This window comes from Nocardioides sp. (assembly GCF_036401255.1).
GTDB lineage: Bacteria > Actinomycetota > Actinomycetes > Propionibacteriales > Nocardioidaceae > Nocardioides.
In genome coordinates this window covers 1-11,189 of sequence record NZ_DASWVI010000264.1, presented here as the reverse complement: position 1 = coordinate 11,189, position 11,189 = coordinate 1, and the positions used below count along the sequence as shown (strand labels likewise).

13 protein-coding genes are annotated in these 11,189 nt (G+C 71.9%); 11 read left to right on the top strand and 2 right to left on the bottom strand.

Annotation, left to right across the window (positions count from 1 at the left end):
- Positions 1 to 392: 392 nt before the first annotated feature.
- Complete coding sequence (locus tag VGD85_RS12120) at positions 393 to 776, bottom strand: hypothetical protein (RefSeq protein WP_331063700.1); 384 nt, start codon at positions 774 to 776, stop codon at positions 393 to 395.
- A gap of 1,256 nt (positions 777 to 2,032) precedes the next feature.
- Between VGD85_RS12120 and VGD85_RS12115 the strand changes: the two genes are divergently transcribed.
- The 8 genes from VGD85_RS12115 to VGD85_RS12080 all read left to right on the top strand — a co-directional run bounded on the left by VGD85_RS12115 (position 2,033) and on the right by VGD85_RS12080 (position 7,224).
- Positions 2,033 to 3,304, top strand: coding sequence for a CpaF family protein (locus tag VGD85_RS12115; protein WP_331063699.1), 1,272 nt, complete (start codon positions 2,033 to 2,035; stop codon positions 3,302 to 3,304).
- A complete protein-coding gene (locus VGD85_RS12110; RefSeq protein WP_331063698.1) occupies positions 3,304 to 4,158 on the top strand; it encodes a type II secretion system F family protein in 855 nt (284 codons plus the stop codon). The genes VGD85_RS12115 and VGD85_RS12110 overlap by 1 nt, the downstream gene beginning before the upstream one ends.
- On the top strand, positions 4,155 to 5,096 hold the full coding sequence (locus VGD85_RS12105; protein WP_331063697.1) for a type II secretion system F family protein: 942 nt from the start codon (positions 4,155 to 4,157) through the stop codon (positions 5,094 to 5,096). The genes VGD85_RS12110 and VGD85_RS12105 overlap by 4 nt, the downstream gene beginning before the upstream one ends.
- 44 nt (positions 5,097 to 5,140) lie before the next feature.
- The gene (locus tag VGD85_RS12100; RefSeq protein WP_331063696.1) at positions 5,141 to 5,335 is read left to right on the top strand and encodes a hypothetical protein; all 195 of its coding nucleotides are present in this window, start codon (positions 5,141 to 5,143) and stop codon (positions 5,333 to 5,335) included.
- Between the two features lie 4 nt (positions 5,336 to 5,339).
- Positions 5,340 to 5,729, top strand: a complete 390-nt coding sequence (locus tag VGD85_RS12095) for a TadE family protein (RefSeq protein WP_331063695.1) — start codon at positions 5,340 to 5,342, stop codon at positions 5,727 to 5,729.
- Positions 5,726 to 6,190, top strand: coding sequence for a hypothetical protein (locus tag VGD85_RS12090; RefSeq protein WP_331063694.1), 465 nt, complete (start codon positions 5,726 to 5,728; stop codon positions 6,188 to 6,190). The genes VGD85_RS12095 and VGD85_RS12090 overlap by 4 nt, the downstream gene beginning before the upstream one ends.
- A 19-nt stretch (positions 6,191 to 6,209) precedes the next feature.
- Positions 6,210 to 6,626: a pilus assembly protein TadG-related protein gene (locus tag VGD85_RS12085; protein ID WP_331063693.1), complete on the top strand. Its 417-nt coding sequence runs from the start codon at positions 6,210 to 6,212 to the stop codon at positions 6,624 to 6,626.
- 115 nt (positions 6,627 to 6,741) lie between these two features.
- The gene (locus tag VGD85_RS12080; RefSeq protein ID WP_331063692.1) at positions 6,742 to 7,224 is read left to right on the top strand and encodes a CAP domain-containing protein; all 483 of its coding nucleotides are present in this window, start codon (positions 6,742 to 6,744) and stop codon (positions 7,222 to 7,224) included.
- A 37-nt stretch (positions 7,225 to 7,261) separates the two neighbouring features.
- On the opposite strand, the gene VGD85_RS12075 is transcribed toward VGD85_RS12080, so the two are convergent.
- Positions 7,262 to 7,435, bottom strand: coding sequence for a hypothetical protein (locus VGD85_RS12075; RefSeq protein WP_331063691.1), 174 nt, complete (start codon positions 7,433 to 7,435; stop codon positions 7,262 to 7,264).
- A gap of 238 nt (positions 7,436 to 7,673) precedes the next feature.
- Here VGD85_RS12075 and VGD85_RS12070 point away from each other — a divergent pair, with 238 nt between their 5' ends.
- The 3 genes from VGD85_RS12070 (at position 7,674) to VGD85_RS12060 (ending at position 11,076) form a co-directional block, all read left to right on the top strand.
- Complete coding sequence (locus VGD85_RS12070; RefSeq protein WP_331063690.1) at positions 7,674 to 8,417, top strand: ATP-binding protein; 744 nt, start codon at positions 7,674 to 7,676, stop codon at positions 8,415 to 8,417.
- Between the two features lie 34 nt (positions 8,418 to 8,451).
- Complete coding sequence (gene prfB, locus VGD85_RS12065) at positions 8,452 to 9,570, top strand: peptide chain release factor 2 (RefSeq protein ID WP_331063689.1); 1,119 nt, start codon at positions 8,452 to 8,454, stop codon at positions 9,568 to 9,570.
- Positions 9,571 to 9,909: 339 nt separating this feature from the next.
- Positions 9,910 to 11,076, top strand: coding sequence for an oxygenase MpaB family protein (locus VGD85_RS12060; RefSeq protein ID WP_331063688.1), 1,167 nt, complete (start codon positions 9,910 to 9,912; stop codon positions 11,074 to 11,076).
- Positions 11,077 to 11,189 lie beyond the last annotated feature (113 nt).

The following is an 11,189-nucleotide window of genomic DNA, read 5'->3' as shown; positions in this document are numbered from 1 at the left end:
GTCACCAACGACAGTCCTGGGGCGTTCCCGGTTGTCGTTGGTGACCAAACGACAGGGGCCCGCGGCGGCCCGGCCGAGCTGCCCCCGATCGGACCGCGCCGGATGCGGCCGCGCCCGGGACCGATCCGCGCCCGGCTCGTTGTCCACAGGCGAGTCGCCGGTCAGGTTTGGCGAGGCCGTCCGGCTGGAAGACTTGCGGCGAAGGAACCAACTCGGGGGACCTGATGTCACTGACCCATCCGGCGACGTACGGCGGGCGCGCACGAGGAGCTGGTCGAGCAGCTCGACCAGCACGTGCGCGAGCTGGTGCGCGGGGAGGCGGTCGACCCGCAGCGCGAGGCGCATGTCGTACGCCGGATCGCGGAGTCGAAACATCGACTGAGCGGTGAGGACTACGGGAAGCGGCTGGCCACGGCTTCAAGGTGCTCGTCGGTAACGGCCGGCGGTTCGGGTAGCCCCCTCTTCTCGGCCCACTTCACGTAGATGTCGCGGAACAGGTCAGCGGCAAAACTCTTGAGATTGCGGGCCTCGCGGGCGGCGGTCACGTACCCGATCGGAACGAAGTAGGACAGCGCCGCTCCTCGAAGCATCAGCCGGGGCTTGGTGCGGTCATCGAACTGGATCATGGGGTCGGGCTCGTCGTCAGTCGTGTACTCCGACAGCCATGTCTTCCACTCCGGGTCGACGCGAAGGGACTTCCAAACGCGATCCATGACTGACTGGGCTTGGCTGTCGAAGTCAGCCAGCCAGGCAACACTGATGCCGGTGTCGATCACAGGCACCTCCTCATGCCCGGCGGGCAGTCGCCGAACTTATGCTTGTACTTGGCAGCGTATCCGGCCTCGACCTGGCGGGCGTGCTTCCAACCGCCTACGTCCCTCCGGAGCCAGATGTAACGGCACCTGACTCCGACTGCCTTTCGACAGGGGCCCAGTTGACTCCGCGGCCTGGTGTCTCCGACCCGGGTGATCCCATACTTGTGGGCGCGCGAGCCGCCTCGTGGCGCTTCGTAGTAGATCTGGTAGACGCCGTAGGGCCGCATGTCGCGAGCCCGAATCGTCCCCTCCTTCGGCCACGGGACGCCGTACCGCCTCGCCAGACGTTCAATCGCGGACATCGTGCGCGCGGCCACCTTCGGGAGGCCTGCCGCGGGTGTCCCGTAGCTCGGCGAGGTGGGCCAGCTGCCGCCACCGCCTGTGCCGGGCACGGCGGTCCGGCTGCCCGAGCCCGCCCCGACCCATCCCATGCCGCCTGGTATGTCAACCGGCTTTCGTTCGACCCTGCAGTCCCGGTCCCCGCATTGCGCGGCGGCCGGCTGCGCCGCCATCGGACCAACGGTAGTTGCCAGAGCGACGACGAGCGCCGCGAGCATGCCATGAAGGCGTGGCTTCCTCACCTACTTACCCCCGAGTGGTGTGTGGTCGCCTCAACGAAACCCGTAGGCGGACCGCCGTCTTTGCTTGGGTCCTTGCCACGAACGAGCCTCACGAAACCCCGGCCTCCGGACTCCTGACGTCGGCATTGCGAAATCGACACCGAAGGACGATCACTTGCCCCCCGGTCCGCTGAGTTGGAGTGACGACGACTGGGTGGTCGAGATGCCCAGCCAAGGCGAGCGCGCGCTCGACAGCATCGGCGGCCACGTCGCAGGCCGCGCACGGGGAGAGCGGTCATCACCGCAGGTCCGGCCTGTCTTGGGGAACCTCCTCGGCAGCAGCGACCGGGACTGACACACATCGGTGGTACGAGTCAGGTCAGATACATGGCCCTCAACACCTTCGACGGTGACACCATCGCTGCGCATCTGCTCGGCCAGCGTCCTGAACCGCGATGAGATTGATCCTTCAGAGCCTGCGCGCAGACGTGAGGGTGAAGGTGACCTGGGACCAACGCGTCGATCGAGAGCGAGCCCGGCGGTCCGCGCGGACAGCCCCTCGGGTCCGCTCCTCATCCACAGGTGAGACGCCGGTCAGGTTTGGCGAGGCCGTCCGGCTGGAAGACTTGCGGCGAAGGAACCAACTCGGGGGACCTGATGTCACTGACCCATCCGGCGACGCGGCGTACGGCGGGCGCGCACGAGGAGCTGGTCGAGCAGCTCGACCAGCACGTGCGCGAGCTGGTGCGCCGCGAGGCGGTCGACCCGCAGCGCGAGGCCGACGTCGTACGCCGGATCGCGGAGTCGGTGGTCCGTGAGCACGACGACCGCAGCCTCACCGGGGTGGTCGCGCCGGTGCCCGACGTGGACTCGATGGTCGGCGAGCTGGTCGCCCGGGTGTCCGGGTTCGGGCCGTTGCAGCCCTTCCTCGACGACCCCACGGTCGAGGAGGTGTGGATCAACGACCCGAGCCGGGTGTTCGTGGCCCGCCACGGCCGCCACGAGCTGACGACCCTGGTGCTGAGCGCGGCGCAGGTGCAGGAGCTGGTCGAGCGGATGCTGAAGTCCAGCGGCCGGCGCATCGACATCAGCCAGCCGTTCGTCGACGCGATGCTGCCCGAGGGCCACCGCCTGCACGTCGTGCTCGAAGGCATCAGCCGTGGCTTCTCGGCGGTCAACATCCGCAAGTTCGTGCTGCGTGCCGCGAGGCTGCGCGACCTGGTCGAGCTGGGCAGCCTGTCGCCGGGCGCGGCGTCCTTCCTCGAGGCGAGTGTCCGGGCCGGGCTCAACGTGCTGGTCGCCGGCGGCACCCAGGCCGGCAAGACCACGATGCTCAACTGCCTCGCGGCCGCGATCCCGGGCGGTGACCGCGTGATCTCCGCCGAGGAGGTCTTCGAGCTGCGCTTCCAGCACCCCGACTGGGTGCCGCTGCAGACCCGGCAGTCCGGGCTCGAGGGCACCGGCGAGATCCGGCTGCGCGACCTGGTCAAGGAGAGCCTGCGGATGCGGCCGAGCCGGATCATCGTCGGCGAGGTGCGTGCCGAGGAGTGCCTCGACCTCCTCCTTGCGCTCAACGCGGGCCTGCCCGGGATGTGCACGATCCACGCCAACAGTGCCCGTGAGGCGCTGGTGAAGATGTGCACGCTGCCGCTGCTGGCCGGCGAGAACATCTCGGCCAGGTTCGTGGTGCCCACGGTCGCGGCCAGCGTCGACCTGGTCGTCCACCTCGGGATCGACGAGCGCGGCGTACGCCGGGTCAACGAGATCGTCGGCGTGCCGGGCCGGGTCGAGAACGACGTCATCGAGACCGAGCCCGTCTTCGAGCGCCGGGCCGGCGACCTGCGCCACACCGGCGGCATGCCGCCGCACGTCGAGCGCTACGAGCGGGTCGGCATCGACGTCCACCGACTGCTGGCCGAGGGGGACTGATGGGCGCGCTCGTGGGCCTGGGCGTCGGCGTGGGGCTGATGCTGGTCTGGAGCGCGTTCGCCGTGCCCCGCGGTCCGCGGGCCGAGAGCAGCCAGCATGGGCGGGCCCGGGACCTCCTGGCCCGCGCCGGGCTCGGGCAGGTGTCGGTCACCGGGTTCGTGATCCTCTGCGTCGTCTGCGGCGCGGTCGCCACGGTCGTCCTCCAGGCCGTGTCGGGCACGCCACCGGTGGCGATCGCCTTCGGGCTGATGGGGGCCTGGATGCCGGTCGCGATCGTCTCCGGACGCGCCCGCCGGCGCCAGCGGGAGCTCGCCGAGGTGTGGCCCGAGGCCGTCGACAACCTCACCTCCGCGGTGCGGGCCGGGATGTCGCTGCCCGACGCGCTCGCCGCGCTCGGCACCCGCGGCCCCGAGCCGCTGCGTGACGCCTTCGACCAGTTCGCGCTCGACTACCAGGTCACCGGCCGGTTCGGTGAGTGCCTCGACCGGCTCAAGGAGCGGCTCGCCGACCCCGTCGGCGACCGGGTCGTCGAGGGACTCCGCATCGCCCGTGAGGTCGGGGGCGGCGAGCTCGGCCGGCTGCTGCGCAACCTCTCGTCGTACCTGCGCGACGACGCCCGCACCCGCTCGGAGATGGAGGCCCGGCAGGCCTGGACGATCAACGGCGCGCGCCTGGCGGTCGCGGCGCCCTGGCTGGTGCTGCTGTTCATGTCCTTCCAGTCCGACGTCATCCACCGCTACGCCTCGCCCGGAGGCGCCCTGGTGCTGGCGATCGGCGCGGGCGCCTGCGTGGTCGCCTACCGGCTGATGATGCGCATCGGCCGGCTGCCCACCGAACGGCGGATCCTGTCGTGACGCCCGCGCTGTGGGGTGGAGTGCTCGGCGCCGCCGCCGGTGGCGGCGTCCTGGTCGTCGCCGCCCGGGTCCGGACCATCCGGCGTCCGCAGCTGGCCCTGCGGGTGCTGCCCTACGTCCGGGACCTGCCCCAGGTCGGCCACACGCCCGAGCTCCGGGTCGCGTCCACGTCGCCGACGTCCGCCGCCGCGGGGGTGTTCGGGCCGCTGCTGCGCTCGGCCGCCGACGGTGTCGAGCGGGTGCTGGGCGGGGCCACCTCCGTACGCCGGCGCCTCCAGCGTGCCGGCATCGACAAGAGCGTGCACGAGTTCCGCGTCGAGCAGGTCCTCTGGGGCGTCGTCGGCTTCGCGGCCGCCGCCGTCCTCGGGGTGCTGCGGATGTTCAGCTCCCCGGGCTCCGGCGCCTCGTCGCTGCTCATCTGCCTGATCGCGTTCGTCATGGGCGTGCTCGCGCGGGACAGCTACCTCACCAGCCAGGTGCGCAACCGCGAGCGCCGGATTCTGGCGGAGTTCCCGACCGTCGCCGAGCTGCTGGCCCTCGCGGTCGCTGCCGGCGAAGGACCCGTCGCGGCCCTGGACCGCGTCGTACGCCGCAGCGGCGGCGAGCTGTCCGCCGACCTCGGACGGGTGCTCGCCGAGATCCGCACCGGCGAACCCGTCGCCACGGCGTTCGACGCGATGGCCGCCTCGACCGGGCTGCCCCTGGTGGCCAGGTTCGCCCAGGGCATCGCGGTCGCCGTCGAGCGCGGCACCCCGCTCGCCGACGTGCTGCACGCCCAGGCGGCCGACGTCCGCGAGGCCGGCCGCCGCGAGCTCATCGAGACCGCCGCCCGCAAGGAGGTCTTCATGATGGTGCCGGTCGTGTTCCTCGTCCTGCCCATCACCGTGCTCTTCGCCTTCTGGCCCGGCGCCATCGGCCTGCACCTCACCACCCCCTGACATCCCCCGACCTCGACGAGGACCCTTCGGAGAACGGAACGACCATGGAACACATCTCACTCGCGATCACCCGGCTCTACCTCGCGCTGAGCGCCCCGCGCGTGCGTGACGAACGCGGCGACGTGCCCGGCTGGGTGATGATCACCGTGATGACCGCCGGCCTGGTCGGGGTCATCACCGTGGTCGCCCGGTCCCAGCTGCAGGCGATGCTGACCTCGGCGCTCAACCAGGTGCAGTAGACCCGTGCCGCACCGCCGCCGCGACCAGCGCGGGTCGGCCGTCGTGGACTTCGTGCTGGTGCTCGTCGTGCTCGTGCCGATCTTCCTCGGCATCCTCCAGGTGGCGCTCGTGCTCCTGGTGCGCAACACGCTGGCCTCCGCGGCGTCGGAGGGCGCCCGCTACGCCGCCACGCTCGACCGGGAGCCGGCCGACGGGGTGGCCCGCACCCGCAGCCAGATCGACGGCGCGATCTCCGGGCGGTTCGCGCGGGACATCGAGGCCCACCCGGCGACGGTGGCCGGGGCGCCGGGCGTCGAGGTCGTCGTGCACGCGACGGTGCCGGCGCTCGGCATCGGCGGCCCGGGCGTCTCGCTGACCGTGACCGGTCATGCCGTCGAGGAGCAGCGGCCGTGACGCGGTGGCGCGATCGCAGCCGCGGCGAGGATGGCAGCGCCCTGGTCGAGCTGACCTGGCTCGGCATCCTGCTGCTGGTGCCGCTGCTGTGGATCGTGATGTCCGTCTTCGAGGTGCAGCGGGGCGCGTTCGGCGTCAGTGGTGCGGCCCGGGCCGCCGCCCGCGCCTACGCGCTCGCGCCCACGGACGCCGAGGGCTACCAGCGCGCGCAGGCTGCGGCCCGCCAGGCGCTCGACGACCAGGGCGTGCACGGCGTCCCCGTCCACCTGCGGATCAGCTGTACGCCGTACCCCCGCGACTGCCACGCCGGCACCTCGGTGATCACCGTGGTCGTCACCTCGGGCGTCGACCTGCCGCTCCTCCCGGCGTTCTTCGGCGGCGGCGCCCCGTCGTTCGCACTCGACGCGACCCACACCGTCCCGATCGGGCAGTTCCAGGAGGTCCACCGTGCGGCGCCGTGAGCGGTCCGAAGCGGGCCAGATGACGCTGATGATCGTCGGCTTCGCGTTCGTGCTCGCCATGGGCGTCGCGCTCGTGGTCGACGCGTCCGCGGCGTACCTGCAGCGCCAGGGCCTCGACACGGTCGCCGACGGCGCCGCGCTGCGCGGCGCCGACCTCGGAGCGGCCGGCGACGGCGTCTACACCGGAGGCGTGCCCACGGATCGGCTCGACCTGACCGCGGCGGCCGTCCGGGCCTCGGTCCACGACCACCTCGTCAGCACCGGCGCCTACGCGAAGTACCCCGGTCTGAGCTTCACCGTCGACATCGACGCCGCGGCGACCACCGTCACCGTGCACGTACGCGCTCCGCTCGACCTGCCGCTGACCGTGCCCGGCTCGCCCGAGGTGGCCACGATCGGGGCGACCGGCTCGGCCGAGGTCGCCGTCGAGCGGTGACGTCCCGGACGGCGAGGGCGGCGGCCCGTTCGCCCGTTGATGCCCGGCTCCGGCCCCCGCCGGGTTACGGTGGGGCTGCTCGAACGGTCTAGACCATCGACGTGGGGAGGACGTGATGACCGACCGGAGGCGAACGCTGCGCACCGCCGTGGCGGCCGGCGCCACCGGCCTGGCCCTGGGGGTGAGCCTGGGGGTCGGTGCGACGCCCGCCCACGCCGGGCTGCCGGCGCTGGAGTACCAGGCCGAGGCGTTCACGGTCACCAACGTCCAGCGGGTGCTGCACGGGCGGGTGCCCCTGCGCCACGGCGCGTGCGTGCAGAAGTGGGCGGTGCGCCAGGCGCGCAAGATGGCCCGCCAGCAGCGGATGTTCCACCAGGACCTCGCCCGGGTGGCGAAGGACTGCAACCTCTCCTACGCCGGGGAGAACGTCGCGTACGGGTACCCGACCGGCCGGTCCGTCGTACGCGACGGCTGGATGAAGTCGCCCGGCCACCGCGCCAACATCCTCAACGGCCGCTACCGGCAGATGGGCATCGGCGCCCGCAAGGCCGACGGCGTCTGGTACGTCGCGCAGGTGTTCGGCCGCAAGGCTCGCTGATCCCCGCGCCCAGCCGCGCGGTTGGTGGTCGGGACGCTCAGCGCTGGGCCGGGTCGCTGACCGTGACGCTGCCCGGCCCGAGGTCGGTCGAGGTGGCGATCTCGGCGACCGACGCCAGCGTCGCCGCCAGGAGACCGATGCCCGCGACCACGCCCACGATGCGCGCGCGGTGGCGCCGCAGTGCGGGGGTCGGACGGACGTCGATGATCATGGCGGCGGCCTCTGGCGTCTTCGGGGGAAGTGGTCGGCGCCGCCCGAGCAGCGCCTGCCGCACACGCTTCCACCCGGTCGCCGGTCGCGGGCCTGATTCGTGCCTCATCTGTGTGCGCTGCAGAAACCTGCAAGAAGCTGCCGTGGCCCGGCTCGGGCCCGCCCCGCGCGCGACACGCGCGCCCGCGCACGCGCGCGGGTGCGTGCGAGGACACGGTCGGTTGTCCTACGCTGCGACGGTGCCCATCCGCGTCCTCCTGGTGGACGACGTCGTCGAGGTGCGCCGGCTGGTCCGAGCCTCGCTCCACTCACGGGGCGGTTTCGAGGTCGTGGGCGAGGCGGAGGACGGGGTCGGGGCCGTCCGGCTCGCCGGCCGGTTCCGTCCCGACGTCGTCGTCCTCGGCCTGCCCGACATCGCCGGCCATGACGTCCTCTCCCAGGTGCGCGCGGCATCCCCCGCGTCCCAGGTCGTGGTGTTCTCCAGCCTCGAGACCGGCGACCGCGGCTGGACCCGCGACCGGTCGGGCGAGCAGGTCGAGGACGCCGACCTCGACTACCTCATCGACCTGCTGGACTCGGTCGGCCGCCGCGACGAGACGCTCGCGGTCATCGACCTGCCCGACGACCTGCGCAGCGTCAGCACCGCCCGGCGGTTCGTCCGCGACAAGCTCGATGAGTGGGGACTCGACGGCCCGGTCGACGACGCGCTGCTGGTGACCAGCGAGCTGGCCGCCAACGCGTTGACCCACGCCCGCTCGTCCTACCGGCTGCGGCTGTCGGCCGGGGACCAGGCGCTGCGGATCGAGGTCGCCGACAGCGGCGCCGGCACGCCGGACCCGCAGCCGTTGACCGCCACCGAGGAGCACGGGCGGGGCCTGCACCTCGTCGGCGCGCTGGCCGCGTCGTGGGGGATGGAGGCCGGCGAGGGCGGTGGCAAGCGGGTCTGGGCCGAGCTCCCGCTGCCCGTGGCCGCCGCCGAGTAGGCCGCGCCGCGCGCGGCCCGTAATCTTGCTCCTTGTGGCAGGACCGGACTACGACGCACAGATCAAGCAGCTCCAGGCGACGATGCACACAATCGAGCAGGTGCTCGACGTGGACGCGATGCGCCGTGAGATCGCCGACCTCGGCGAGCAGGTCGCCGCGCCCGACCTGTGGGACGACCAGGCCAACGCGACCCGCGTCACCGGACGGCTCTCCGCGCTGCAGGGCGAGATGGACCGGTTCACCGGTCTGCAGGGCCGCATCGAGGACCTCGCGATCATGGTCGAGATGGCCCAAGAGGAGGGCGACGCCGACGCGCTCGCCGACGCCGACGCCGAGCTGGCCCGCCTGAAGAAGTCCGTCGAGGCGCTCGAGGTCCGCACGCTGCTCTCGGGCGAGTACGACGCGCGCGAGGCGATCGTCACCATCCGCTCGGGCGCCGGCGGTGTCGACGCCGCCGACTTCGCCGAGATGCTGATGCGGATGTACACGCGCTGGGCCGAGCAGCACAAGTACCCCGTCGAGGTCTACGACGTCTCCTACGCCGAGGAGGCCGGCATCAAGTCGGCCGAGTTCGCCATCCACGCGCCGTACGCCTACGGCACGCTGTCGGTCGAGGCCGGCACCCACCGGCTGGTCCGGATCTCGCCGTTCGACAACCAGGGCCGCCGGCAGACGTCGTTCGCGGCCGTCGAGGTCGTGCCGGTGCTGGAGCAGACCGACGAGGTCGAGGTCGACGAGAACGACGTCCGGGTCGACGTCTTCCGCTCCGGCGGCCCCGGCGGCCAGTCCGTCAACACGACCGACTCCGCCGTCCGGCTGACCCACATCCCGACCGGCATCGTGGTCAGCTGCCAGAACGAGAAGTCCCAGCTGCAGAACAAGGCCTCGGCGATGGTCGTCCTCAAGGCCAAGCTGCTGGCGAAGAAGAAGGCCGAGGAGGCCGCGCTCAAGAAGGACCTCAAGGGCGATGTCGCCGCGGCCTGGGGCGACCAGATGCGCAACTACGTGCTGAACCCGTACCAGATGGTCAAGGACCTGCGCACCGGCCACGAGGTCGGCAACCCGCAGGCGGTCTTCGACGGCGACGTCGACGATTTCATCGAGGCCGGCATCCGCTGGCGCCGGGGCGCCGAGAAGGCCGCCAGCAACTGAGCCCGGGTGTGCCGAGTCGGCGCCAGTTTCCGGGCCGGGTGTGCCGAGTCGGCGCCAGTTTCCGGTCGTCGTACGCCGGACCCGTCGGTGATCCATGAGTCATGGGGCAGCACCGCAGACACTTGGGAAACTGGTGCCGACTCGGCGGAGATCCTGGGGAAACTGGCGCCGTCTCGGCGGGGATCCTGGGGAAACTGGTGCCGACTCGGCGGACATCCTGGGGAAACTGGCGCCGACTCGGCGGGGATCCTGGGGAAACTGGCGCCGTCTCGGCGGGGTTGTTGGGGAAACTGGCGCCGACTCGGCATCGGGGGCGAAACCTGTTCTAGTCTCGATCCCATGCGGCGCGACCACTGGAAGAGACGCAACGACTCGCTCGACCCGAAGACCGACTTCGTCGAGATCTACCGCAACGTCGTGATGTACGAGTTCCCGTGGGACATGAACCAGGCGCTCAGCTTCGCGCTGTTCCGCACCTACGCCGTGCCGGGCATCGGGCGGCTGCTCGACGAGACCGGGGCGTTCACCCTCGAGGTCCAGAAGCGGTACGACGACACCGCGCTGCTGCTCGAGCCGCCGACCCGGCTCGGCTTCGCCCACCCCGAGGCCAAGGCCGCGATCCGCCGGATCAACGCGATGCACCGCGCCTACGACATCCCCGACCACGAGTTCCGCTACGTGCTCTCGACGTTCGTGGTCGTCCCCAAGCGCTGGCTCGACGACTACGGCAAGCGGCCGCTCACGCCCACCGAGCTCGAGGCCTCCGTGCGCTACTACCGCACGCTGGGCCGGCACATGAACATCTCGGACATACCCGAGGACTACGCCGGCTTCGAGGAGCTGATGGACTCCTACGAGGCCGAGCACTTCGGCTACGACCCCGGCGCACGCCGGGTCGCGGACGCGACGCTCGCGCTGATGCAGACCTTCTACGCCCCGCCGGTGCGGCGGCCGGCAGGACTGTTCGCGCGGGCGCTGATGGACCAGCCGCTGCGCGAGGCGTTCCGGTACGGCGCGCCGCCGGCGGCCCTCCAGCGTGCCAGCCGGGCCGCGTTGCGGGCCAGGGGGCTGGCGCTGCGGGCGTTCCCCGCCCGCCGCCACCCGAAGCGGATCGAGGACATCTCGTGGATCCGCCGCGATCCCGACGGCTACCGGATCGAGGACCTCGGCTCGCCCAACGGCGTGTACGTAAACGGACAGCGGCTGAAGCGGCCCGCTCCTCTGGTGAACGGGGCGGTGATCGAGCTGGGCCATACGGTGCTGCGCTTCAAGGCCCCGGCCCGTGGGGGCGAGGAGCGTGCGCCTCCGCCATCGCCCGAGGCCATCGCCGAAGCCGTGACGCCTCCCCCGCCCCAGCCAGCGGCGGAACCGGACGAGATCGTCCCATCCGCCGCTGCAGCGCCCACCCGGCAGCGGAAGTGGAGCGCCGAGTGGGCGCTGATTGGACTCGGCGCCACGCTGGCGCTGATCGGCGTGCTGGTGACGGTGGGATTCGTGCTCGGTTAGCCGACCGAAGCTCAGTGTGCGCCCGCGAGCCCGGCACGCTCGACGAGGAGGTTCGCCAGCTTCCGATGGTGGCGGAAGAAGCTGGTGAAGTGGCAGAGCGCCTGCGGGGTCCG

What these genes read in the sequence shown, in the direction of transcription:
- VGD85_RS12100 (WP_331063696.1), top strand. Translation starts at nt 5,141, where the DNA reads ATGGAACACATCTCACTCGCGATCACCCGGCTCTACCTCGCGCTGAGC.
- VGD85_RS12115 (WP_331063699.1), top strand. Translation starts at nt 2,033, where the DNA reads ATGTCACTGACCCATCCGGCGACGCGGCGTACGGCGGGCGCGCACGAG.
- VGD85_RS12060 (WP_331063688.1), top strand. Translation starts at nt 9,910, where the DNA reads ATGCGGCGCGACCACTGGAAGAGACGCAACGACTCGCTCGACCCGAAG.
- VGD85_RS12080 (WP_331063692.1), top strand. Translation starts at nt 6,742, where the DNA reads ATGACCGACCGGAGGCGAACGCTGCGCACCGCCGTGGCGGCCGGCGCC.
- VGD85_RS12085 (WP_331063693.1), top strand. Translation starts at nt 6,210, where the DNA reads ATGACGCTGATGATCGTCGGCTTCGCGTTCGTGCTCGCCATGGGCGTC.
- VGD85_RS12075 (WP_331063691.1), bottom strand. Translation starts at nt 7,435, where the DNA reads ATGATCATCGACGTCCGTCCGACCCCCGCACTGCGGCGCCACCGCGCG.
- VGD85_RS12110 (WP_331063698.1), top strand. Translation starts at nt 3,304, where the DNA reads ATGGGCGCGCTCGTGGGCCTGGGCGTCGGCGTGGGGCTGATGCTGGTC.